At 65.7% G+C, this 23,219-nt stretch carries 19 protein-coding genes and 1 pseudogene; 8 read left to right on the forward strand and 12 right to left on the reverse strand.

The annotated features are described in order from the left end of the window. Positions 1–45 precede the first annotated feature (45 nt). Positions 46–1,068, forward strand: coding sequence for an isoaspartyl peptidase/L-asparaginase family protein (locus HLH29_RS09445; protein WP_220791449.1), 1,023 nt, complete (start codon positions 46–48; stop codon positions 1,066–1,068). 42 nt (positions 1,069–1,110) lie between these two features. Here HLH29_RS09445 and pgm read toward each other — a convergent pair whose 3' ends face one another. Both pgm and HLH29_RS09455 read right to left on the reverse strand, forming a co-directional pair. Beyond that, complete coding sequence (pgm, locus tag HLH29_RS09450; protein ID WP_182966086.1) at positions 1,111–2,769, reverse strand: phosphoglucomutase (alpha-D-glucose-1,6-bisphosphate-dependent); 1,659 nt, start codon at positions 2,767–2,769, stop codon at positions 1,111–1,113. A gap of 134 nt (positions 2,770–2,903) precedes the next feature. Next, complete coding sequence (locus HLH29_RS09455; protein WP_246374062.1) at positions 2,904–3,569, reverse strand: preprotein translocase subunit YajC; 666 nt, start codon at positions 3,567–3,569, stop codon at positions 2,904–2,906. 147 nt (positions 3,570–3,716) lie between these two features. Between HLH29_RS09455 and HLH29_RS09460 the strand changes: the two genes are divergently transcribed. Then, positions 3,717–4,067 carry an ArsC family reductase gene (locus HLH29_RS09460; protein WP_182966088.1) on the forward strand — a complete coding sequence of 117 codons (351 nt, stop codon included), beginning with the start codon at positions 3,717–3,719 and terminating at the stop codon, positions 4,065–4,067. A 5-nt stretch (positions 4,068–4,072) separates the two neighbouring features. Here HLH29_RS09460 and HLH29_RS09465 read toward each other — a convergent pair whose 3' ends face one another. The 3 genes and pseudogenes from HLH29_RS09465 to hpnR all read right to left on the reverse strand — a co-directional run bounded on the left by HLH29_RS09465 (position 4,073) and on the right by hpnR (position 8,373). After that, entirely contained in the window at positions 4,073–4,282 is a 210-nt protein-coding gene (locus HLH29_RS09465) for a heavy-metal-associated domain-containing protein (RefSeq protein ID WP_182966090.1), read from the reverse strand. Positions 4,283–4,329: 47 nt separating this feature from the next. Further along, positions 4,330–6,741: a heavy metal translocating P-type ATPase gene (locus HLH29_RS09470; RefSeq protein ID WP_182966092.1), complete on the reverse strand. Its 2,412-nt coding sequence runs from the start codon at positions 6,739–6,741 to the stop codon at positions 4,330–4,332. A 92-nt stretch (positions 6,742–6,833) separates the two neighbouring features. Continuing rightward, positions 6,834–8,373 (reverse strand): annotated as a pseudogene (gene hpnR, locus HLH29_RS09475) (hopanoid C-3 methylase HpnR). A gap of 443 nt (positions 8,374–8,816) precedes the next feature. Here hpnR and HLH29_RS09480 point away from each other — a divergent pair. The 4 genes from HLH29_RS09480 to HLH29_RS09495 all read left to right on the forward strand — a co-directional run bounded on the left by HLH29_RS09480 (position 8,817) and on the right by HLH29_RS09495 (position 10,027). Beyond that, positions 8,817–9,113, forward strand: coding sequence for a hypothetical protein (locus HLH29_RS09480; protein ID WP_182966094.1), 297 nt, complete (start codon positions 8,817–8,819; stop codon positions 9,111–9,113). Between the two features lie 151 nt (positions 9,114–9,264). Then, positions 9,265–9,438 (forward strand): hypothetical protein, encoded by a 174-nt coding sequence (locus tag HLH29_RS09485; RefSeq protein WP_182966096.1) that lies wholly within the window; start codon positions 9,265–9,267, stop codon positions 9,436–9,438. 215 nt (positions 9,439–9,653) lie between these two features. Further along, complete coding sequence (locus HLH29_RS09490) at positions 9,654–9,857, forward strand: hypothetical protein (RefSeq protein ID WP_182966166.1); 204 nt, start codon at positions 9,654–9,656, stop codon at positions 9,855–9,857. Next, positions 9,854–10,027, forward strand: a complete 174-nt coding sequence (locus tag HLH29_RS09495) for a hypothetical protein (protein ID WP_182966098.1) — start codon at positions 9,854–9,856, stop codon at positions 10,025–10,027. The genes HLH29_RS09490 and HLH29_RS09495 overlap by 4 nt, the downstream gene beginning before the upstream one ends. On the opposite strand, the gene ybaL is transcribed toward HLH29_RS09495, so the two are convergent. Together ybaL and HLH29_RS09505 are read right to left on the reverse strand one after the other, a co-directional pair. Further along, positions 10,017–11,729: a YbaL family putative K(+) efflux transporter gene (gene ybaL, locus HLH29_RS09500; RefSeq protein WP_182966100.1), complete on the reverse strand. Its 1,713-nt coding sequence runs from the start codon at positions 11,727–11,729 to the stop codon at positions 10,017–10,019. The two genes, HLH29_RS09495 and ybaL, sit on opposite strands and share 11 nt — an antisense overlap. Before the next feature lie 149 nt (positions 11,730–11,878). Then, a complete protein-coding gene (locus tag HLH29_RS09505) occupies positions 11,879–12,919 on the reverse strand; it encodes an L-idonate 5-dehydrogenase (RefSeq protein WP_182966102.1) in 1,041 nt (346 codons plus the stop codon). 165 nt (positions 12,920–13,084) lie between these two features. Between HLH29_RS09505 and nagA the strand changes: the two genes are divergently transcribed. After that, positions 13,085–14,194, forward strand: coding sequence for an N-acetylglucosamine-6-phosphate deacetylase (gene nagA, locus HLH29_RS09510; protein WP_182966104.1), 1,110 nt, complete (start codon positions 13,085–13,087; stop codon positions 14,192–14,194). Positions 14,195–14,550: 356 nt separating this feature from the next. Further along, a complete protein-coding gene (locus HLH29_RS09515) occupies positions 14,551–16,944 on the forward strand; it encodes a TonB-dependent receptor (RefSeq protein WP_220791450.1) in 2,394 nt (797 codons plus the stop codon). A 47-nt stretch (positions 16,945–16,991) separates the two neighbouring features. Here the strand turns inward: HLH29_RS09515 and HLH29_RS09520 are convergent, their stop codons facing one another. Genes HLH29_RS09520 through HLH29_RS09540 form a run of 5 tightly spaced genes read right to left on the reverse strand, consistent with a single transcriptional unit; the run spans position 16,992 to position 23,053 of the window. Then, entirely contained in the window at positions 16,992–17,969 is a 978-nt protein-coding gene (locus HLH29_RS09520) for an aldo/keto reductase (RefSeq protein WP_182966108.1), read from the reverse strand. Positions 17,970–18,004: 35 nt separating this feature from the next. Continuing rightward, positions 18,005–19,603: a dipeptide ABC transporter ATP-binding protein gene (locus HLH29_RS09525; RefSeq protein WP_182966110.1), complete on the reverse strand. Its 1,599-nt coding sequence runs from the start codon at positions 19,601–19,603 to the stop codon at positions 18,005–18,007. After that, the gene (locus HLH29_RS09530; RefSeq protein ID WP_182966112.1) at positions 19,600–20,466 is read right to left on the reverse strand and encodes an ABC transporter permease; all 867 of its coding nucleotides are present in this window, start codon (positions 20,464–20,466) and stop codon (positions 19,600–19,602) included. The genes HLH29_RS09525 and HLH29_RS09530 overlap by 4 nt, the downstream gene beginning before the upstream one ends. Then, a complete protein-coding gene (locus HLH29_RS09535) occupies positions 20,463–21,401 on the reverse strand; it encodes an ABC transporter permease (RefSeq protein WP_220791451.1) in 939 nt (312 codons plus the stop codon). The genes HLH29_RS09530 and HLH29_RS09535 overlap by 4 nt, the downstream gene beginning before the upstream one ends. After that, a complete protein-coding gene (locus HLH29_RS09540; protein WP_182966116.1) occupies positions 21,398–23,053 on the reverse strand; it encodes an ABC transporter substrate-binding protein in 1,656 nt (551 codons plus the stop codon). Before HLH29_RS09540 ends, HLH29_RS09535 begins: the two co-directional genes overlap by 4 nt. Positions 23,054–23,219: the final 166 nt, after the last annotated feature.

Consider the following 23,219-nt stretch of genomic DNA (forward strand, 5'->3'; position numbering starts at 1 on the left):
GTTTCGGTTCCGATGATACCGTGCCGCCAAACAGCGAGGTAACAAATGAACGGAAGAAGAATCGGTCCGAAGGTAATGGCGGTCGGGGTGTTGGCGGCTTGCCTGTGGTCCGGTGGACAGGCGCGGGCCGATACGGTGCCGGTGATGGTGATCCATGGCGGCGCCGGGGTGATCAAGGCCGACATGTCTGCCGAACGCCAGCAGATCGTGAAGGCGGCGCTGGCGCGTGCGTTGCAGGCCGGATACGCGGCACTGAAGGCCGGGCAGCCGGCGAAGGACGCCGTGGTCGCGGCCATCCGGGTGCTGGAGGACGATCCGAACTTCAATGCCGGCAAGGGCGCCGTCTTTACCCATGACGGGCATAACGAGATGGATGCCGCGATCATGGACGGCGCGACGCTCCAGGCGGGAGCGGTTGCCGGCGTGCAGCATGTACGCAATCCGATCACGCTGGCCCGCGTGGTCATGGAACAGTCCAAGCATGTGCTGCTGATCGGCGCAGGGGCGGAGGCTTTCGCCCAGACCCAGAAGATTCCGCTGGTGGATTCGTCTTATTTCTGGACCCAGCATCGATGGGACCAACTGCAGAAGGCACTCAAGGAGGACGCGGCGCACAGCCAGCATGCCGACGAGACGACCGACCGGCATTTCGGCACCGTCGGCGCGGTCGCGCTGGATCGCGAGGGCCATCTGGCCGCCGGAACATCGACTGGTGGCATGACCGACAAATTATGGGGCCGGGTGGGCGATTCGCCGCTGATCGGGGCCGGGACCTACGCCAATGCCGGCTGTGCCATGTCCGGGACGGGATGGGGCGAGTTCTATATCCGCACCGTCGCCGCGCATGAGATCTGCATGCGCGTGACCGCGATGCATGAAGCGTTGGATCTTGCAGCGCAGGATGTCATCAACCACGAAATTCCGGCGCTGGGTGGCGATGGTGGTGCGATCCTGGTCGATGCCCAGGGCGATATCGCGATGCCCTTCAACACCAGCGGCATGTACCGTGCCTGGGTAGGGCGCGATGGTGTGTCGCATGTCGCGATCTTCGGCGACGGGAAGAAATAGGGGAAACGCCAGCCGCAAGGCTGGCGCCTCACCCCGCTTGCATTACGGCGCCGCGTTGGTCGCGAACAGGGCGGATATGGCGGTCGTTGCCTCATCCTGGATGCGGTGCAGATGATCGTCGCTGACGAAGCTCTCGGCGTAGATCTTGTAGACATCCTCGGTGCCCGAGGGGCGGGCGGCGAACCAGCCATTGTCCGCCACCACTTTCAGCCCGCCGATTTCGGCGTCGTTGCCCGGCGCGCGGGTGAGCGTGGCGCGGATGGGTTCGCCGCCCAGCTCGTGCAGCCCGACCTGCTCGGGCGTCAGCGATTTCAGCAGCGCCTTCTGGGGCGCCGTGGCGGGGGCGTCGATCCGCGCGTAATAGGGCGTACCGAACTCGGCGGTCAGCCTGCGATAGGCGACGCCCGGATTATGGCCGGTACGGGCGGTGATCTCGGCAGCAAGCAGGCCAAGGATGATGCCGTCCTTGTCGGTGGTCCAGGCCGTGCCGTCCTTGCGCAGGAACGACGCGCCGGCGCTTTCCTCGCCCGCGAAGCCGAATCCCCCGTCGATCAGCCCATCTACGAACCATTTGAAACCCACGGGAACTTCGACCAGCCTGCGACCCAGCCGGGTGGTGACGCGGTCGATCAGGCTGCTGCTGACCACCGTCTTGCCGACGGCAGCCTGAGGGCTCCAGCCCGGACGGTTGGCGAACAGATAGTCGATGGCGGTGGCCAGATAATGGTTCGGGTTCATCAGCCCGTCGGTGCCGGCGACGATGCCATGCCGGTCGGCGTCGGTATCGTTGGCGAAGGCCACATCGAAACGGCTGCCCAGTTCGATCAGGCGTGCCATGGCATAGGGCGATGAGCAGTCCATGCGGATCTGCCCGTCCCAGTCGGCCGTCATGAACGAGAAGGTGGGGTCGACCACGGTGCTGACTACCGTGGCGTTCAGGCGATAGTGCTCGATGATCGGCTGCCAGTAGGCGACGGCCGCCCCGCCCAGCGGGTCTATGCCGATCGCGACGTCGGAGGCGCGGATGGCCTCCATGTCCAGCACGGCGCCCAGGTCCGCGACATAGGGGGTAATGTAGTCGTGCCGATGCACGCAGGCGGCGCGCAGCGCCTGTTCGTGCGGGATGCGGCGCACGCCCGCCAGTCTGGCAGCGAGGAAATCATTGGCCGCGCGCTCGACGATCTTCGTGATGTTGGTATCGGCCGGCCCGCCATGGGGCGGGTTGTATTTATAGCCTCCGTCTTCCGGCGGATTGTGTGACGGGGTGATAACGACGCCGTCAGCCAGGCCGCTGCTGCGCCCCCGGTTGTAGGTCAGGATGGCGTGGGAGATCACCGGCGTCGGGGTGTAACCATCCTGCGCGTCGATGAAGGTTTCCACCCCGTTGGCGGCGAAGACTTCCAGCGCCGAGGCGAGGGCGGGTTTCGAGACCGCATGGGTGTCGATACCGATGAAAAGCGGTCCGTCGATGCCGGCCGAGGCCCGGTAGTCGCACACCGCCTGGCTGACGGCGAGGATATGGTCTTCGTTGAAGCTGGTATGGAATGGCGAGCCACGATGGCCGGAGGTGCCGAACGCGACGCGCTGCGCGGCAATGGCCGGATCGGGCTTCAGATCGTAGTAGGCCGCTGTCAGTTTCGCGACATCGATCAGACGCGAGAGCGGAACCGGTTTGCCGGCCAGCGGGTTGATCGTCACCATTCCTGTGTTTCCTTCCCTGTGGGCGCTGTGCCTCCGTCCCATGCAGGCGTGGCATCATTATGGAGCGCGATCAAAACGCCTGCCGGAGCGCCGGGATGCGGTGCGTGACGGCAGGCGCTGGAAAAAACGTGCGCTCAGTGGCCCGTGGGGGCGCCGGATGCGCCAGTGGTGCCCGTGCCCTCATGCACGGTGGTCGACGGCGTGACGATGCGGTTCAGGACTTCGAACGACACGGCGTCCATCGTCGTCACGTCGACAGTGTCGCCCACCTTCAGGGTCGGCAGCAGGGCCTGCATGGCCTTGGTGTGGACGGTGATCGTCTGGGTGGCATCGGCCGGGCCAATGGTCGTGACGACGTTATGCGCCGCATCGACCGCCGCAATGCGCACCCGCTTGCGGCGGAAGGAGACCATCATGCCATGGGGGTGGCGGTTGGTCACGCCATGCGCCGAGGTCACGGTCGATTCCGGCGGGGGCGCGTCGGCGGGCACGACGTCGGCGCCGATGGTCTGGAAGAAACGGATATTGATCCGGTCGCCCGGCTGGATATGGGGAAGGTTGTGCACCGAGCGGGGCATATCGACCGTAATCAGCCCGCCATCGGCATCGCGCAGCAGGACCTCGCCCGAGGCCGGGTCGATTGTCTCCACCGTTGCCTGGGTGACCTGGTTGCCGGTGATGACCGAGGCCTGGGCATGGGCGCGCAGTGGCATGGCCAGCGCCAGGGCTGCGACGGGCAGCAGCCGCGCTGACCGCGACAGGCGGTCGAGGAGGTGACGCGTGTTTCGGGGTGCCATCATGTCTGTTCCTGCTCTCTCATCCGATTTGGCGCGGCTTTGAAAGTGATATTAAGAGACTGTTTTCAAAGTGTCGATGCCGGGCAGGCGCGGTCCGCCACGACCAGCGGCAGCCGGCCCGGTTCCGGTGGGATGGAGAGGGAAGGCGGCATGGTACGCTCGGTCACGATTTACGGTATCAAATCATGCGACACGATGAAGAAAGCGCGGGCTTGGCTGGATGCGCATGGCGTGGCCTACGCATTCCATGACTACAAGGCCGGCGGCATTGCGCGCCCGGTAATCGAAGGCTGGGTCCGGCAGGTCGGGTGGGAGGTCCTGCTGAACCGTTCCGGCACTACCTTCCGCAAGCTGCCCGATTCCGACAAGGCCGATCTGAACGAGGCACGAGCCGTCGCACTGATGCTGGCCCAGCCTTCCATGATCAAGCGGCCGGTGCTGGATGTGGACGGCGCGCTGACCGTGGGGTTCAAGCCCGAAGCCTACGCCGCCCTTTTTTGAGAAAATCAGGCTGCGATTTCGAACCCGGCGTCCTCGACGGCCATGCGCAGGGCAGCGGGTGAGGTGAAGGCCGGGTCGTAGCTGATCTTGGCGCGGCGGGGTTCCAGCGTGACATCGGCGGCGCTGACGCCGTCGGTCCGTTCCAGTGCGTTTTTTACCGACGTGACGCAGCCATTGCAGGTCATGCCCGTGATGTTCAGCGTAAGCGTTTCCATTGTCCTGTCTCCTTAATATGTTATATGGGGCGGGGTCGCCATGTCTTTCAGCTATGCGCGGGCCCGGGTTGGCGCAAGGACGGCTTCCAGCGATTGAGCAGCAGGGCGTTCGAGACCACCGAGACCGAACTGGCGGCCATCGCGGCCCCTGCCAGAGCCGGGTCCAGCCAGCCTAGTGCCGCCAGCGGAATGCCGATGACGTTGTAGACGAACGCGAAGAACAGATTCTGCCGCACCTTGGCCAACGTCGCGTGGGAGAGGTCCATCGCGTCGACCAGCCCCCGCAGTTCACCGCGCATCAGCACCACGTCGGCGGTCTCCAGCGCGATGTCCGACCCGCTGCCCATGGCAATGCCGATATCCGCCGCCGCCAGCGCCGGGGCGTCATTGATGCCGTCGCCTACCATTCCCACAAGCTGCCCCGGCGCGCGGCGGCGCGCGATCTCCTGCGCCTTGCCCTCGGGCAGCACACCGGCGATCACGTCATCCAGCCCCAGCCGGCTGGCTACGGCAGCAGCAGTGCGGGGATTGTCGCCGGTCAGCATCACCAGGCGAATGCCGCGTGCGCGTAGCGCGGCCAGGCTTTCGGCGGCATCGGGCCGGATCTGGTCCGCAAGCGCGATATGACCCAGCAGACTGGTCTCGCGCGCGACGCCGATCACCGTCTTCCCCTCCTGTTCCAGTCGCTCGACGGTGGCACTGTCGGGATCACAGCCAGCTTCCGACAGGAAACGGGCCGAGCCCAGGCGCAAGGTACCGCCGGACGCCTCCCCGCTCTCGCCTTCGATGCCACGGCCGGGCAGGGCACGAACCGCGCGGACCGGGGCCGGGACGGCACCGGCGGCAAGGGCATGGGCAACGATGGCCCGCGCCAGCGGATGTTCGGAATTCTCTTCCAGCGCCAGTGCGGCAGAGAGCAAGGCCGCGACGGGCACGCCGGGGGCCGGCACGATGTCGGTCACGCCCGGTTGGCCCTCGGTCAGGGTGCCGGTCTTGTCCAGCACCAGGGTGGTGATCCTGTGGACGCGTTCCAGCGCCTCGGCATTGCGGAACAGCAGCCCGGCCCGTGCGCCCAGGCCGGTTCCGACCATGATCGCCGTCGGCGTCGCCAGCCCCAGCGCACAGGGGCAGGCGATGACCAGGACGGCGATCGTGCCGGTCAGCGCGCCGCCGGGGTGCCCGGTCAGCACCCAGCCGGCGATGAAGGTGATGGTGGCGACAACCAGTACCGCCGGCACGAAGACGGAAGAAACCCGGTCCACCAGATGCTGCACCGGGTCCTTGCTGCCCTGGGCCTGCTGCACCATGCGGACAATGCGCGACAGGGTCGTGTCTGCTCCCACGCGCCGGGCGCGGACATGCAACACGCCGTCGCGGTTGATGGTGGCGCCCGAGACCGGATCGTTGACGCCCTTGGCCACGGGGACGGGTTCGCCAGTCAGCATCGATTCGTCGATGTCCGACCGCCCATCCAGGATCGTGCCGTCCACGGGGATGCTCTCGCCGGGACGGACCACGAACACATCGCCCACGCGCAGGCTCTCCACCGGTCGGTCTTCGACGGCACCGTCCACCACGACATGCGCGATCTGCGGTTGCAGGCGCATCAGCCGTTCGACCCCTTCGCGCGTGCGGTGGCGGGCCCGGCTTTCCATCAGGCGGCCCAGCAGGACCAGGGTGATGACAGTGGCGCCCGATTCAAAATAGAACGGCCCGGACAGGCCCAGCAGCAAGGTCGCGGTGCTGGACAGCCACGCGACGCTGGTACCCAGCACCACCAGCACATCCATGTTGGCACCGCCGCCGCGCAACGCGTTCCACGCCTGGCGATAGAACGACCGGCCGCAGATGAACTGTACCAGCGTGGCCAGCAGCCATTGCACCCACATCGGCAACAGGTCGGGCCAGCCGGCTGCCATCGTCACCATGCCGGCCAATAGCGGCAGGGTGAGGACGAGTGACAGCGCGAAAAGCCCCACCTGCCGCCACCAGGCGGTGCGCCTGCGGGCTGGATCGTCCTGGGCCACATCGTTGGAGTCGCGGGGCAGGGCGGCGCTGTAACCGGCCTTTTCCACCTGTCGGATCAGGGTGGGCGGATCGGCCAGGCCGGGCAGATAATCGATCTCCGCCCGCTCGCCGGCAAAACTGATCTGCGCCGTGACCCCCGGCAGGCGGTTCAGCACCTTCTCGATGCGGGTGGCGCAGGCGGCGCAGCTCATGCCCGCGATCGCCAGGGCGATATGGCGGGTCGGTACGTCGAAACCCGCCTTGCGGATCGTGCCAACAATCGCATCGACCGGCGTGGTCTGGTCCGCACGCTCCACCGTGGCGGTCGCGGCAGCGAAATTGACCGACGCGGTGACCCCCGGCAGGCGATTCAGCACCTTCTCGATGCGCGCGGCGCAGGCGGCGCAGGTCATGCCTTCCAGCGGAAGGGTGAGGGGTTGCGCGGATGTCATGGGCGCGATGCGGCCTCCTGTCCATGCGCCCGCCCATGGACGGATGCCATGTAAAAGGTGTGGCGCCAGACAGGTCCCGTCAACCGGCTCTTTTAATCGACCGGGGTAGCCCGGGATTCATCCACGAAAGTCTCGGTCGCGTCGTCGATGGCGCGGCTGCGGCGCCCGGCCGGGTTGTGGACATACAGCGCCTTGCGGTCGACCTTATCCTCGGCCTCGGGTTGCAGAGGCATTTCATAGCGCGGCTTGCGTCGATGATCGGCCAGTTGCAGCTTGGGATTGAAGACCGAATTGAACTTCCAGATCATGGTCAGGAAGTTCGTCTGCCCGCGCAGCGCCAAGCGGAGCGCGAGGCCCATCGTGTCCTTGATCGCGTTCCAGCCCAGATGTTTCTGGTTGAGCACCTGCTGGGTCTTGACCAGTTCCTCGTAGAATTCCTCCAGCTTCAGGGTGGTGGGCAGCACCGCATGCTGAATGTCGAACAGGCGATAGTCCCGCGTCGTCAACCGCCGGGCCTCGCGGTGCCAGATCTCGGTGCCCGGATAGGGTGTGGCGACCGAGATGTTCACGATGTCCGGGATCTCCAGGCACCATTGGCGGATGACCTCGAAGCGCTTCAGGTCCCATGACGGATCGGCGATGATGTTGATCGCGACGATCAGGCCCAGCGAGCGGGCGAATTCCAGGGCTTCGAAATTCCGGTCCTGCAACACGCGCTTGCGGAAATGCTTCAGCCCCTCCTCGTCCACCGCCTCCATGCCGATAAAGATGTAGCTCAGTCCCAGTTCCTTCCAGAACCGGAAGACCTCCTTGTTGCGCGGCAGCACGTCGGCGCTGGTTTCCAGATAATATTCCTTGCGGATGCCGCGCCGCTTGATCTCCTCGCCGATCGCCATTCCATGTTCGGCATGGACAAAGGCCACGTCGTCGACGATGAAGATGCCCGGTTCGCGGATTGCCTCCAGTTCGTCGGCAATCACGCTCGGGCTGGCCGTGCGGTAGGACCGCCCGTAGAAGGTCCAGGCACTGCAGAACGTGCAGTCCCACGGGCAGCCGCGCGCGAATTCGATCAAGGCCGCCGGGTCGAGCGTGCCGATGAAATATTTGCGGCGATGGCGCAGCAGGTCGCGCGCCGGTCGGATCGTGTCCAGCGACGGGACGAAGATCGGCGGCGGCCCTTCGCCTGTCAATGTCACCACGCCCGGGACGGTGGTGATGTCGCCGCCTTCCTGCCGTGCGTCCAGCAACTGCCCGACGGTGGCGTCACCTTCGCCCTTCAGGATGCAGTCGATCGCGCCCTCGGCCAGTTCCAGGATGTCGCGGGCGATGAACGAGACCGAATGGCCGCCGACGAACAGGAAAACGGTCGGCATGCGCGCGCGTCCCACGGCACAGATCGACAATCTCCGGCACGTTGGCCAGATAGTTTCCGGAAAAACAGACAGCGTGGGGCCGGAAATCCTCGATCATGCGCCAATAGTCGCGGTGGGTTTCCACCTGCAGATCAATGATCTTCACTTCGTGCCCGGCCTGTCGGGCCGCGCCTGCCACCAGCTCCAGGCCCAGCGGCTCCAGTCGCAGGAAGACCTTGGTGTACATCAGCGCGCTGGGATGGACGGCGAGTATTCTCATTCTGACACCTCGCTTTTCGCCACCTGAGCATGGCGGAATGACGTGGCGGCCATGCCGAAAGGATACGGCGGCTCGCTTGGGCAATGGCTTGTCGTGGGCCCCAATATTTTTTTCAGAAGGAGCTGGGTCCGTCATCCGAATTGTGGGTAATGACACCTATGCATGCAGGGGGATGACCCCCATCCCGTGGTAGGCCGAACCCGATTATTGCTGGATTTCTGGGGGGATGCGGTTGGATATTGTTGCACAATCGACAGGTTGGCGATGAATTCATGAAGACGTGAACGAGCCATGCCATTCTGTCATGCACCCGGCGCCCTATCGCGGGCGGACGATCCATGGCAAGCTAATTGGAAACAAAGTGTCCCGATATCGTTCCGTTCAGGCGGTATCGGGCGCGAATCACGGTATGGACGGCTCCGAAAAGGGCTGCGGCGGTCGGAATGAAGCATAAGAACGGAACGGCTTTTGGTTGGGTTGCCGGTGCCGCGATCCTCCTGGCGGGGTGTTCGTCGGAAATCGGGCGTCGCCCCACGGATACCGACATCTCCTGCCTGCGGGCCCAGATGAGCGCCGAGTTGAAGCTGAGCTTCCCGCTGGCGGCCAATACCTGCCAGCGCATGACGGACCATAATTTCGTCATCGGCACGAAGAACCCGAAGCCCGTGCCGCTGAACCTGCGTGGCGCCCCGGACCTGCAGGCCCTGGCCGATCAGTACGGCTACAGCTACACCCGCTGACGCCCCACGGTTTCGGAAGAAGCCGCCCCCTGCGGGGGCGGGTCGTTGCCCCTTATGGATATGATAGTAGCGACTGTGCGTTCCTGACGCCGATCGCCCCTTCCGCGCCCGAACGGCGCCCCCCAGACAATGCGTGCGCCGAGAGCGCAAGATGCCCGCCGGTCCGGCGGCAGAAATCTCCCGCATCGCGATCCTGAAAACAGCCTGGTCGGGCGGCTTTGCCTGCCCGCTGGCCAAGTGTGCCGCGATTGTTTCCGGTATCGGGCGCCCGTCATCCATTCAGCTGATGGCAGCGTTGTCCGGATGTTTTGAAAACAACGTGTGATCTATGTGTAATCAATTGACATGTCGCAAAATGTTGTATTATGAAATACGCACTATTTTATGTTGTGAAATATAGGATGCTGCGGACATGATGAAACGGATCTGGATCGGGGAGCGATGTCCCGAGGACTGTAGCGGCCCCGCCTGAGGGCCGCCGGTCACGTCATGAAGCAGGCCGGAACAAGCCGGCACATCAAGGTTCAGGGGCATTCCGCCATGCTGAGTTCCACGATCATCGAAGTCGACGGCATTTTCGTCGGCGCCGCCATCCTGGTGGATGGTTTCAACGCGCGGCGTTTCTACGCGGCCCATGACAAGGTCCGTTCCCTACATAACGAGACCTCGCCGGACCTCGCGGTGCTGTTACGGACAGTGACCCGGCAGTTCCGCGCGGGTCAGGGCGGCCCGGCGGCCGCATGAGCGACCATTGCGACCGGGTGGTGCTTCCGTCCGAATCCTGCGGGGCAGGGGGCGAGAATGCCCTTGTCGTCGTTCTGCTCTGCGTCGGCATCCTGGCGGTCCTGGCCGGGGCAGGGGCCATGGATATGTCGACGCTTTCGGAGGCGACGGCGGTTCTGTTCACCTCCTGAAGGTCCCGGTCGGAGGCGGGGCGGGCGGAGACTGCGTTTTCATGTCGTGCAGGGCATAATCCAGCATCGCATGGGCGATTTCGCGCTCACCCATAATGACGATATCCGCCCCCAGTTGGCGCAGATGATCGACCGCGCTGTCGAAATGCGCGCGGGCGATGATGGTAATCTTCGGGTTTGCCGTTCGCGCCTGTTCGACCACCTGCCCAGCTTCGAAAGCCTCGGGGATCGCCACCACCAGCAATCGTGCCGCCGCGATGTTCGCCTCGGCCAGAATGGCCGGATCGGCGGCATTGCCCAGAATGGCCTCGCCTCCCTGCGCACGTACGGCCGATATCGCGCTGTCCCCGGTTTCGATGACCAGCAGCGGCCAGTGCCGGCGCAGCAGCCCCTCCGCCACCAGCGCGCCGACCCGGCCATAGCCGACCACGACGGCATGGTTGCGCAGTGGCCCGGCGGCATGGGGCGCTGCGTCGGGTGCCGTGCCGGCCCGCGCGGCATCGCGCCGTTCCGCCCATGGCGCCAGCAGCCCGACGATCAGGAATGCCAGCGGGTTCATCAGGATCGACAAGATCGAAACCGCGAGGATCAGCGAGCGTGTCGATGAATCCACCAGTCCCAGATCAGCCCCTAGCGTGGTCAGGATGAACGAGAATTCGCCGATCTGTGCCAATCCCGCCGCCATCGTCAGGGCCGTCTGCCGCCGTTCCCCCAGCAGGCACAGAATCGCAAAGACGATCATCGGCGTGATAACGCAGACGACCGCCAGCGCGGCCAGCAGGACGCCGGGATGGCGCAGCAGAACCGAGGGATCGAACAGCATGCCGATCGAGATGAAGAACAGCACCGCGAAGGCGTCGCGCAGCGGCAGCGTTTCCTCGGCCGCGTGCTGGCTCAGGGCGGATTCGCTCAGCACCATGCCGGCCACGAAAGCCCCCAGCGCAAACGACACGCCGAAAAAGCCCGACGCCACAAAGGCCACGCCCAATGCCACTGCCAGCAATGCCAGCCGGAACAGTTCGCGAGAGCCCGTTCGCGCCACGTAATGCAGGGCGGCAGGGATGACGCGGCGGCCGACCAGCAGCATCAGCCCCACGAAGGCTGCCACCTTGCCCAGCGTCAGACCCAGAGTCCATGCAAGGTCCAGCAGGGCAGGGGCATGCGTGGCGCCGTTCTTCATCAACGGCATCAGGGCGGGCAGCATGACCAGCGCCAGCACGGTGATCACGTCTTGGATCACCAGCCAGCCGATCGCCAGCCGGCCGCGTTCGGTCTCCATCAGCCGCTGCTCTTCCAGCGCGCGCATCAGCACCACCGTACTGGCGACGCCGAGCGACAGACCGAAGATCAGGGCGGTCGGCACGCCCCAGCCCATCAGCAGCCCCAGCCCCATGCCGGCACCGGTCGACAGCGCGACCTGCGCGATCGAGCCCGGCAGGGCGACCGCCCGCACCGCCAGCAGATCCTTGACCGAGAAATGCAGGCCAACACCGAACATCAGCAGGATGACGCCGACATCGGCCAATTGCGGCGCCAGCCCCTGGTCGGCGACGAAGCCGGGGGTGAAGGGCCCCACCATCACGCCGGCCAGTAGATAGCCGACCAGCACCGAGATCCCCAGCCGAGTGGCCACCATCCCCAGCAGAAAGGCCAATGTCAGGCCGATGACCAGAATCGTGATCAGTGGGCTGGCATGCGGCATGGCCGGAGACTCCTGTCTGAGGCCATGACAATGGCTTGTCCCCGATCCGCGAGCACTCTCTTTTTTTGAGACGTTTTTGCGATGCCGTGGTCGCATCTGCACCATATCTGACGTTTCAGAACAGAGCACCGCCGGAAGCGTTTTCCGGTCTATCCGCTCATGTCAAACAGCACTTTCGATGATTGATGCCGGTTCAGGGATGTTGCGAATGCCTCGTCGAACGCCGTCAGCCCGAAACGATGGGTCACCAGTCCGTCTGCGATCCACGGATGGGCGGCCAGCAGGTCGAGGGCCGTGCCGAATTCCGCGTCGAACCGGAATGAACCACGATAATCCAGTTCCCGCGCGAGGATCTGGCCTAGGGGGATACCGACATTGCCGTGCGGGAACATGCCCACCTGGACCAGAATGCCACCCTTGGCGGTGCAGGCGATGGCCGTCGGCAATGCGCTGGCGGCACCCGAGGCTTCGAACACGATGTCATGCTCCGCAAGATAAGGAGCTGATGCGGTGTTGATGACGAATGTGGCGCCCATCCGGCGGGCAATCGAGAGCGGAAAATTCTGAAGATCGGTAGCGAAGACCGCCCCGGCTCCCGCGATTGCCAGCCCGGCCACGATCAGCGCCCCGATGGGGCCGGCGCCCTGAACCAGGATGGTCTTGCCACGCACGTCTCCGGTGCGGGCAATGGCATGCAGCGCCACCGACAGCGGTTCGCCCAGGCAGGCACTGCGTACGTCCAGATCCTGCGGTAGCGGATAGACCTGGCTTGCGGCGACGGTCATCAGGCGTCGAAAGCCGCCATCCGTGTGCGGCAGAAAGGCGGCACTGCCCAGAAAGCGCGTCTCGCGGCACAGATGGCGCAGCCCCCGCCGACACTCGGGGCAGTCCCCGCAGGGACGAGCCGGATGAATCGCGACCGGGGCGCCCGGCGCCAGCCCGCTGACGCCAGGCCCGGGCCGTTCGACAAAGCCCGAGATTTCATGGCCGAGGATCATTGGCTTACGCAGGACCGATGCGCCCACCCCGCCATGTTTGAGATAATGCATGTCGGAACTGCATATCCCGCCCCATGCAACCCGGACCGTTACCTCGCCGCGTCCGGGTTCGGCCACCGACACCCTGTCGAGCCGCAGATCCTCCCTGGCGTGGATCACCAACGCCTCGGTGGCGCGTAAAATATCGGACATCGAAGCAATATCCTGCGCGTGATGAGAAAGTTCGGGGCCACGGCGAACCCGGTCGATCGTGCCCCATGAGGACTTGCGGCCGGTCCGTGCGGTTGCTAACGCCGGACAAGGGGGGGGCCGGATGCCCGGCGGCGGCGCACGTGATCCTGCCGGAAAGGAAAGACCATGATCCTCGATGGGATGCTCATACTGCCGGACCGGCTCGCACCGGGGCGCGTGACGTTCGACGGCACGATCCGGGCCATCGAGCCAGGATCAGTGGTGCATGAGGCCACCCGCTACATCCTGCCCGGCTTCATCGACACGCATGTCCATGGCGGCGACGGGGCCGATACGATGGAGGGCGTCGCGGCAATCGGCCGCCTGGCACGCTTCCACATGGCGCACGGCACCACGACCATCCTGCCCACCACCATCACCCGTCCCTGGCCGGACGTGATGGACGCGCTGCGCGCGGTGGCCGAGGTGCGGCACGCAGGCCTGTCGGGAGGCCCCGCGATCCATGGCGCGCATCTGGAAGGCCCGTTCGTCAGCCCACACCGGCTGGGCGCACAACCGCCCTTCGCCATCGCGCCGGACCCGGATCACGTCGCCCAGGCCCTCGCGACCGGCGTGGTACGGGTGGTGACGCTGGCGCCGGAACTGGAACATGCCGAAACCGCGATCGCCGCGTTCGCTGCCGCCGGCGTGCGGGTGAGCATCGGCCACACCGTCGCCAGCTTCGAACAGACCGAACAGGCAATCTGCCGGATCTGTGCCGCCGGGGGCACCGTGGGCGCCACGCACCTGTTCAACGCGATGGGCGGGATCGAGGGTCGCCGTCCGGGCCCGGCCACCGCGCTGATGTGCAGCGACGCCGGCCATGCCGAACTGATCTTCGACACGCATCATGTTCACCCCGCCAGCTTCCGCCTGGCGCACCGGCTGATGGACGAGCGCCTGCTGTTCGTGACGGATGCCATGCGCGGCGCCGGCCTGGGTGATGGCCCCAGCCAACTGGGGGGGCAGGAGGTGATGATCAGCGACGGCATTGCCCGCCTGCCCGACGGCACGCTGGCCGGCAGCGTGTTGACGTTGGACGCCGCCCTGCGCAATGCGCTGGCGGCGGGCACGAGTCTGGTCGATGCGGCAAAGCTGGTCAGCCACAACGCCGCGCGTTATCTGGGCCTGACCGATCGCGGGGCGCTGGTGCCGGGCATGCGGGCCGATTTCGTCGTCATGGATGGTGATTTCACGGTGCGGGAAGTCTGGGTAGCCGGCCAACGCCACACCTGAGAAGTGCTAGCAAAGCCGCTCAGCCGGCGATCCGACGCGGCTTTCCTGATGCTTCGGCGTTCATGGCCCATAAGTCCGCATCCGCCCCGATGCTCGGAAACCCACGACGGGCGTGCCGATGCGCGGCACTCTCGCTCGGTAGACCGGCTTTTCAAGCGCTCTCTGCGTGCCTGCCCGAATGCGCGCGGCGGCCGGGCCGACGGTGTTTCCGGACGGACACAGAGAAGTTTATTCGCCGTCGGCTCGCGATGTGGTGACGCGAAGGGCGTCGGATTTCGTCATAAAGCGGGGATCGTGTGGTCCTGCTGGAAGCCGGGAAGGGGATTGGATTGTCGTCGAGGTTTGTCTTCTCTCTGTTGATCGCCGGTACGGCGCTTTCCGCCAGTGGTACCCCGCGTGCCTGGGCCCAGGCGGCGGTGGCTGGGCAGGACCAGCCCGCGAAGCGCCCGGTGGTGGAAGCCCCCCGCCCGAAGACGGAGACCATTACCGTCACCGGCAGCAATCCCGTGGAGAGCGCCGATGGCGTGACGGGCCGGGCGCCCGGCGGCGGAATGATGAGCGAGCAGACCGAGGCCAAGGCCATCACCACCGTCGGCCGTGACTTCATCGCCAAGCTCGCGCCCATCACCTCGGCCGCGCAGATGATCCAATTCGCGCCGGGCACCAATATCGCCTCATCCGATCCGTTCGGCCTATCGGACCAGACATCGGTCAATGTGCGCGGCATGAACCAGTCGGAACTCGGCTATCTATACGACGGCGCGCCGATCGCCGACATTTCGGCCTACGATCCCTATACCTCGCAATGGGGCGACACCGAGAACTATCAGGAAGTGCAGCTCTCCCAGGGCACGTCGGACATCAACGCACCGCTGGTCAGCGCCACCGGCGGGCAGATGAACATCCGGACGGTTGATCCGTCGCACAATTTCGGCGGGCTGGTCGATTATTCCTATGGGTCGCACAAGACGAATCGTGGGTTCATCCGCGTGAATACAGGCGATATCCTCAATACAGGCGTACGCGGCTATATCTCCTATTCCAACGCGACCTATGGCATCTGGCGCGGCCCTGGCCGGGGGCAGAGGCGGCATATCGATTCGAAATTCATGAAGGAATGGGGACAGGGAAATTCGATTTCCTTCGTCGAGGCCTATAACGAGAACAACCAGCCGGTCTATGCTCCGGTGACGGCGCAGCAATGGCGGCAATCGGGCAACAGTTTCAATTACACCGCGAACCCGTTCGAGACGAACGAGGCCGGCAGCTACTGGCAGACCGAGGTCGGCGACTGGCGCAGCCTGATTCTGGTGGCGCCCATGCATTTCACGCTGACGCGCAACCTGTCGCTGCACATTACGCCCTATCTATACTGGGGCAGCGGCGGCAGCGGCATGGGCCAGTGGGACATGCCGGTCAACAATTACAATCCTTCCACGGGACAGAATGAGAATCTGGTCCTGCCCTATCCCGGTCTGGCCTATGACGATTCGGGAACGCAATCCTTCCATGGCGACGGGTATTACCTGATGCGGGAATATCACCCGGGCATCACCGGCCATCTGGATTACAAGGCGGGACGCCATCAGACGCTCAGCCTCGGCGCATTTTGCGATTATTATGACGATGCCGAGGTGACCAATATCAGCCAGTTGGGGCAGAACGGCGATCCGCCGAACACATGGGGTTCCTACGGGCTGAAATTTCCGAACGGGTATGAATATAATCTGTTCCTGAACTATCACATGATCACGCAATCCATCGGATTGTATGCCAGCGATTTCACTTCATGGCTGAACGACCGGCTGAAGCTGAATGCCGGTTTCAAATACGTCATGATGAATCGCGCGGGTACCAACAATTACGACAATGCGGTGCCCTATGACGTGGGTACGAATTACGCCACGCCGCTGCCCCGCCTGTCAGGCAGCTACATGATCGACGATCATGATCAGGTCTTTTTCGACGCGGCGACGAATTTCCGCATGCCTACGACCAATTCCTATTTCTCGGGCGTACCAGGAAACACGATGGGTATCGGCGGGTCGGTAAAGCCGGAATTCGCGATTTCCGAGGAACTCGGCTACCGGCATTTCGGCCTGTACAACCTGACGATCAATCTGTTCAATTACAATTTTACCAACCGCAACATCACCACCAATACCATCGTCAATGGCAGCTCCTTCGCCGGTGTTTCGATGAATGCCGGCGGCCAGACCGTGCGCGGCGCCGATGTGGAATTCGGCCTGCGCCCATGGCATCATTTCAGCCCGTACGTGTCGGGCGAGTATCTCTATGCCCGGACCGATAACAATCTGCCTGCGACAGCGGATAACGGCGCGCTCGATTACCTGCCCACCGCCGGCAAGCGGGCGCCGATGGCCCCTGAATGGACGACCAGCGCCGCCCTGAGCTACGATGACAGCCATATCTTCGGCAATTTCATGTATCGCTGGATCGGGCGCCAATATTCCGATTTCATGGATCAGGAGTCACTGCCCGCGCATGGCCAGATCGACATGACGCTGGGCTATCGCCTGCCGAACATGTGGCGGCTGAAGCATCCGCAGATCCAGTTGAACATGTACAACCTGGCAAGCTGGCACTACCGGTCGGGGATTCAGAGCCTGTCGAACAACACCGATGCGACCATGGGCGTGTGCGGCAACATGATCGATTCCTCCGGCGCCCCAGCCTATCTGATCGCCAGCACGTTCGCGATGATGGTAACGGCCACGACCGGCTTTTAGGAAAGCGCGCGCCGGATCGCCACCGGCGCGCATGTTCAAGCAGGTTATCAGAAGCCGGCGATGGGGTGGGGGATGTAGGGCTCTTCCAGCGCCGCAATTTCGGCATGGTCCAGCCTCAGGTCCAGTGCCGCGAGCGCGTCGTCCAGATGGTCGGGTTTCGATGCTCCGACGATGGGCGCGGTGATGCCGGGCTTTTGCAGCAGCCAGGCAAGGGCCACCTGGGCGCGCGGCACACCGCGCGTCTGGGCGATGCGGCCGACCACGTCGATCACTGCCCGGTCGGCGGTCTGGGTGTGGTTATACAGATTATGCAGCACATTGTCGGTTTCCTGCCGTGTGGTGCGCTCGCGCCAGTCGCGCGCCAGCAGGCCGCGGGCCAGTGGGCTCCAGGGCAGGATGCCGATCTTCTGGTCGCGGCAGAAGGGCAGCATCTCGCGCTCTTCCTCGCGGTTCAAAAGGTTCAGATGGTTCTGCATGCTGACGAATTCGGTCCAGCCATGCAGGCGGGCGGTATAGATCGCCTTGGCGAACTGCCAGGCGAACATCGACGAGGCGCCGATATAGCGCGCCTTGCCCGCCTTCACGACGTCATGCAGGGCCTCCAGCGTTTCCTCGATCGGGGTATGGGGGTCCCAGCGATGGATCTGGTACAGATCGACGTAATCGGTGCCCAGGCGGCGCAGGCTGTTGTCGATCTCGGCCAGGATGGCGCGGCGGGACAGGCCCGACCCGTTCGGTCCGGGGCGGGTGGGGAAGAAGACCTTGGTCGCCAGCACCACATCTTCGCGCCGCGAGAAATCCCGGATCGCACGGCCGACGATTTCCTCGGACGTGCCGTCGGAATAGCTGTTGGCGGTGTCGAGGAAATTGATCCCGGCTTCCAGCGCCTGGCGGATCAGGGGGCGGCTGCGCTCCTCGTCCAAGGTCCAGGAATGGTTGCCGCGATCGGGCAGGCCGTAGGTCATGCAGCCCAGGCAGAGGCGCGAGACCTGCAGGCCGGTATGGCCCAGTCGGATATAGTCCATGCCGGAGGTTCCTTCTCGGGGTTGCGTCGCCAGCGTCAGGCGGCGGACAGGTCTTGTGCGGCGTCCAGCAGGGTGCGGGTGAAGGCGTGGCGGGGGGCCGTCAGGATCTGTGCCGCCGGGCCGGCCTCGACGATCCGGCCGTCCTGCATCACCAGCACATCGTCACACATCCGGCGGATGACGCCCAGATCATGCGAGATGAACAGATAGGCCATGCCCAGCTCGCGCTGCAATTCCTCCAGCAGGTCCAGCACCTGGGCCTGCACGGAAACGTCCAGCGCCGAGACCGGTTCGTCGCACACGATCAGCGCCGGGCGTACCGCCACCGCACGCGCGATCGCTACCCGCTGGCGCTGCCCGCCCGACAGGCCGGCCGGTCGTCGTGCGGCGATGGCGGGGGGCAGGCGGACGCGGTCCAGCAGGGTGGCAATGGCGTGGTCGCGATCACCGGAGGGGTCGCCGCCTGCCGACAGCGCATCCGCCAGGATCTCGCGCACCGTCCAGCGTGGGTCGAACGAGCCCAGCGGGTCCTGATAGATCATGGCCATCGCGCGGCGGCGCGGGCGGCGCGCCCCTTCCGGCACTCCATGGCGCCCGCTTTGGACCCACCGCTCACCCATGAACGCCACCTCCCCGGTATCGGGCTGGGTCAGGCCCATGACAATGCGGGCGGTGGTGGTCTTGCCCGAGCCCGATTCCCCGATAAGGCCCAGCGTGCGGCCCGGGTGGAGGCTGAATCCGACATCGGACAGAATGCGCCGTGCCACCCCGTCGGGGCCACGACGGCTGAGCGACAGGTCGTGGGCCGTCAGCAGCGGTGGCGTATCCGTGCCTTGCGGCGTGGCGATGCGGGGCGGGTGGCGCACCGGGTCGGCGTCCAGCAGCGTTCTTGTATAGGCATGGACGGGGCGGCCTAGGACGCGCGCGGTCTCGCCCTGTTCCACCACCATGCCATGGTGCAGCACGATCACATGGTCGGCCAGGCGGGAGACGAAGCCCAGATCGTGGCTGATCAGCAGCAGGCCGGTGCCGCCGTCGCGCAGCCGGCCCAGCAGGCGCAGGATCTGCGCCTGCACCGACGGGTCCAGCGCCGTGGTCGGTTCGTCCGCGATCAGTAGCGGGGGCGTCAGCGCGATGGCGCTGGCGATCAGGGCGCGCTGGCGCAGGCCGCCGGACAGCTCGTCCGGACGCTGGCGGGCGCGCAGTGCCGGTTCGGGAATGCCGACCTGTTCCAGCAACTCCTGCACGCGCTGGTTTCGCCCAGCCCGTGTGCCCCATTTATGGGCGGACAGGGATTCCGCGATTTCCCGCCCCACGGGGCGCAGCGGGTCCAGCGCCACCAGGGCATCCTGCAACACCATGCCGATATCCCTGCCGCGCAGCGCGCGCCAGTCGCGCGGCGGCAGGCGGCGGAGATCCTGCCCGCCCAGCGACAATCTCTGCGCCGACACCCGGGCCGTCGGCCCCGCGAGGCCGATCAGGCTGCGGGCGGTGACGCTCTTGCCGGAGCCGGATTCCCCGACCAGTGCCACCACGCGCCCCGGTCGCAGGGTGAAGGACAGGTCATGCACCGCCACATGCTCGCCGGTGGGTGTGGGGAAAGAGACCGAGAGATTTTCGACTTCCAGCGTCATGGCCCGCGTCCTTCGATCGCGCGTTGCAGGGCGCGGCCGGCGACGGTGGTGGAGAGCATGGTCAGCACGATGGCCAGACCGGGGAAGAAGCTCATCCACCAGGCCTCGGCGATGAAATCGCGGCCCATCGACAGCATCGTGCCCCATTCCGCCGCCGGCGGCGGCGCGCCGAGCCCAAGGAAGGAGAGCGCGGCCGACCACACGACGGTCTGCCCGATCCCCATGGTTGCGGTGACGACCAGCGGGCGGAAGGCATTGGGCAGGATATGGCGGGCGACGATACGTGCCGGACTGTGGCCCAGCGCCCGCGCGGCCTCGACATAGCCCGCGCCGCGCACCGACAGCACCTGGCCGAACACCATGCGTGTATAGCCTGCCGCGCTGCCCACCCCGATGGCGACGATCAGCGGGCCGATGCCGCTGCCCAATGTGGCCGTGCACAGAAGCGCCAGCACCAGCACGGGAAAGGCGAACAGGATATCGATCAGCCAGCGCACCGCCTGCTCGGCAATCCGGCCGCCCAGACCGCCGATCAGGGCCAGAATGGTGGCGATGCTCAGCGACAGTGTGATGGCGCCGCAGCCCAGCGCCAATGACTGCCGGGCGCCATAGACCACCCGCGCCAGGATATCGCGGCCGGACTGGTCGGTGCCGAACGGATGGGCGGCTGACGGGGCCTGGAAGGCGTCGCGCGGGGCGATGGCCAGCGGGTCGGCATGGGTGAGCAGGTGCGGAGCGAGGGCGGCGATGGCCAGCAGCGTCAGGAACAGGATCGCAGCCACCGGGCCAAGCTGGCCAGGGCGCGGCAGGCGGCGCCGGGATGGCAGGCGGGCCATGGAGGGGGCGAGGGACAGGCTCGTCATGGGCGCGTTCCCTTCAGTCTGGGATCGATGAGGACATAGAGCGTGTCGGCGGCGAGGCCTGCCAGGATGTAGGTGAGCGCGATGAACAGGACGATGCCCGAGACCAGCGGCATGTCGTGCGTGGCGACGGACAGGAACAGCTCACGCCCCAGCCCCTGTCGCGAGAAGATGATCTCGATCGCGACCGCATTGCCGACCAGCGCGCCCACTGCCCAGGTCGACAGGCTGACACAGGGCAGCAGCGCGTGGCGCAAAGCGTGGCGCAGTCGGACCGTGCCATCGCCCAGCCCGCGTGCGCGGGCGGTGAGGATGAAGGGCTGGTCCAGCGCCAGGTCGAAGGATTCGCGCATCACCTGCGCGATGAAGCCGGCCAGCGGAATGGCCAGCGACAGGGTGGGCAGCACCAGCGCAGGCAGGCCGTGATTGCCGGCCGGCGGCAGCAGCCGCCATTCGAAGGCCAGGCCCCACAGCAGCAGGATGCCGAGCCAGAATTGCGGCAGCCCGGCGCCGACCGTCTCCAGCGTCGAGGCGATGGCCCCGGCCGCGCCGCGCCGGGCGGTGGGCACCACCGAGAGCAGCGCCAGCAGCCACGCCACGGCCAGGGACGACGCCATCAGTGCCAGTGTCGGGGGGGCCTGGGCGCGCAACACCGCGATGACCGGCATATGCTGCGAGAAGGACTGGCCGAGGTCGCCGCGCGCGATGCGGGCGATGTAGAGGGCGTACTGCACCGCGATCGGCCGATCCAGCCCGTATTCGTGACGGGCGGCGGCGATGGCCTCCGGCGTCGGGTTGGCGGATGCGCCGCCGAGAATGGCGGTGACCGGATCGCCCGGTGTGAGGTGCAGGGCGGCGAAGGTCAGGCTGGCCGCGGCCAGCAGCACCAGGATGCCGCCCAGCAGGCGCCATGCGGCGCGGCGGAGAAGGTGGGTCATCGCGTTACCCATGAATCATAGAGGCTGGTCACGTTCAGCGAGGGTTCGAGCCGGACGTCATGCACCGCGCGCGACAAAGCGAGGCGGGTGCTTTGCGGATAGGTGGTGATCTGCAGGAAGTTCTGCGCCGCGATGGTCTGGGCTTGCAGATAGAGCGCGCGCCGCTTGTCCGGATCGGTGGTCAGCAGGGCGTCGTTCACGACCCGGTCGAAGGCGGGGTCGCTGAATCCGGCCTCGTTCTGGTGGTGGCCGCCGACGCCGGCCGCGCCGAGGAAGGCGGAAGAGAAGACGATGCGCAGCACGTCGGCGGTGCTGGTGTTCCAGTAGCCGATACGGACGTCGTAATCCCACTGCCCTTCGCGTTCGAGGATCGTGGTGTCGTCGCCGTTTTCCAGCCTGACGTCGAAGCCGGTTGCGCGTGCGGTGGCCTGTACCTGTTCCCACAGCGTGCGTTCGGCGGCGGAGAGCGAGGCTTTGAGCGGGATATGGACCACCAGGGGGCGGCCGTCGCGGGTGCGGATGCCCTCTTCGGTGCGGCCGGTCCAGCCGGCCTGGTCCAGCAGGGCGCGCGCCCGGTCGGGGTCGTAGTCGGCGTGATGCTCGAAGGCCGGGCTGTAGAATGGCGTGGTCGGGCTGAGCGGGCTGCCGGCACGGCGGTAATGATGGAAGAAGACGCTGGCCAGCGCGCCGTCGATGTCGGCGGAGCGGATGAAAGCCTCGCGCACCCGGATATCGTCGAATGGGGCGCGCTTGATGTTCAGCGTGCCGTTGGTCGGGTTGCCGGGCCGGTCGGCCATCAGCAGCCAGAGGTCCGGATTGCGCTGGGCCGGGGTTTCGGCTTCGGGCGGGAGGGAGTCGATGACATCGACCTCGCCGGCCTGCAGGGCCGCGAAGCGCACCGAGGCTTCGGGGATGATCCGCCATTCGATGCCGTCCAGGCGCGCCGGGCCGGTATGGAGGGCGGTGGGCGGACCCCAGTGATAGGCCGGGTTGCGTGCCAGGACGATCTGGCTCTGATGGTCCCAGCGCACGATGCGGAATGGGCCTGAGCCGACTGGATTCTGGCAGTTTTCGTCACGCGGGCGGGCCAGGGCGCGGGGGGATTCGATGCCGAGGAAGCCTTGTGCCAGCACTTCGAGGAAGGCGGCGTAGGGTGTCTTGAGGTGCACCGCGGCGGTGTAGGTGTCGATGATGTCGGTGCCGGCATATTGCTTGATGTAGCCGCCGGCGGTGCTGGATTGGGTGTGCGGGTCGACCATGTGGTCGAGGTTCGCGCGCACGGCTTCGGCGGTCAGGGGCGTGCCGTCGGTGAAGGTGACGTCGTGGCGCAGGTGGAATGTGTAGGTCCGCCCGTCATCGGACACCGCCCAGTCGGTGGCCAGCCACGGCAGGATGTGGCCGGATCGGTCCATCGCCACCAGTGAGTCAAGATATTGTTCTGCAAGGAAAACCTGCGGCATGTCGCCCTGTACGTGCGGGTCCAGGCAGATCGGCTCGCGGTCGGTTGCGTAGATCAGGGTGCCGCCCTGGACCGGTTCGTGTGCCGTGGTGCGGGATTGGTGGCGGCGGCAGCCTGTCGTGGCCAGCAGCAGTGCGGCAGCCGCGAGCCATAATGCGCGGCGTGGCAGGGCGGGGGAGTGCAAGGGGCGCATCGACAGGCTTCCAAGGGCTTGGGCGCCCCGCAATATCGTCAGTTCCATCGGACTTTGACGATTTCTATCGTGTTATTCTGTAAGCTCAAGTGAATATATCATTTTTTGTTGTGTAATTTTGGGCGTGGGCCGTGCGGGGGGAAGGCGCTTGTCCTGCGGCAAGGGG

The organism is Gluconacetobacter tumulicola (assembly GCF_014174215.1).
Taxonomy (GTDB): Bacteria; Pseudomonadota; Alphaproteobacteria; order Acetobacterales; family Acetobacteraceae; genus Gluconacetobacter; species Gluconacetobacter tumulicola.

Coding starts and splice junctions, on each gene's coding strand:
- HLH29_RS09490 (WP_182966166.1), top strand. CDS start 9,654: ATGCTGAGTTCCACGATCATCGAAGTCGACGGCATTTTCGTCGGCGCC.
- HLH29_RS09540 (WP_182966116.1), bottom strand. CDS start 23,053: ATGCGCCCCTTGCACTCCCCCGCCCTGCCACGCCGCGCATTATGGCTC.
- HLH29_RS09485 (WP_182966096.1), top strand. CDS start 9,265: ATGCCCGCCGGTCCGGCGGCAGAAATCTCCCGCATCGCGATCCTGAAA.
- HLH29_RS09495 (WP_182966098.1), top strand. CDS start 9,854: ATGAGCGACCATTGCGACCGGGTGGTGCTTCCGTCCGAATCCTGCGGG.
- HLH29_RS09480 (WP_182966094.1), top strand. CDS start 8,817: ATGAAGCATAAGAACGGAACGGCTTTTGGTTGGGTTGCCGGTGCCGCG.
- HLH29_RS09470 (WP_182966092.1), bottom strand. CDS start 6,741: ATGACATCCGCGCAACCCCTCACCCTTCCGCTGGAAGGCATGACCTGC.
- HLH29_RS09445 (WP_220791449.1), top strand. CDS start 46: ATGAACGGAAGAAGAATCGGTCCGAAGGTAATGGCGGTCGGGGTGTTG.
- HLH29_RS09465 (WP_182966090.1), bottom strand. CDS start 4,282: ATGGAAACGCTTACGCTGAACATCACGGGCATGACCTGCAATGGCTGC.
- HLH29_RS09525 (WP_182966110.1), bottom strand. CDS start 19,603: ATGACGCTGGAAGTCGAAAATCTCTCGGTCTCTTTCCCCACACCCACC.
- HLH29_RS09460 (WP_182966088.1), top strand. CDS start 3,717: ATGGTACGCTCGGTCACGATTTACGGTATCAAATCATGCGACACGATG.
- HLH29_RS09520 (WP_182966108.1), bottom strand. CDS start 17,969: ATGGACTATATCCGACTGGGCCATACCGGCCTGCAGGTCTCGCGCCTC.
- ybaL (WP_182966100.1), bottom strand. CDS start 11,729: ATGCCGCATGCCAGCCCACTGATCACGATTCTGGTCATCGGCCTGACA.
- nagA (WP_182966104.1), top strand. CDS start 13,085: ATGATCCTCGATGGGATGCTCATACTGCCGGACCGGCTCGCACCGGGG.
- HLH29_RS09530 (WP_182966112.1), bottom strand. CDS start 20,466: ATGACGAGCCTGTCCCTCGCCCCCTCCATGGCCCGCCTGCCATCCCGG.
- pgm (WP_182966086.1), bottom strand. CDS start 2,769: ATGGTGACGATCAACCCGCTGGCCGGCAAACCGGTTCCGCTCTCGCGT.
- HLH29_RS09535 (WP_220791451.1), bottom strand. CDS start 21,401: ATGACCCACCTTCTCCGCCGCGCCGCATGGCGCCTGCTGGGCGGCATC.
- HLH29_RS09455 (WP_246374062.1), bottom strand. CDS start 3,569: ATGATGGCACCCCGAAACACGCGTCACCTCCTCGACCGCCTGTCGCGG.
- HLH29_RS09505 (WP_182966102.1), bottom strand. CDS start 12,919: ATGTCCGATATTTTACGCGCCACCGAGGCGTTGGTGATCCACGCCAGG.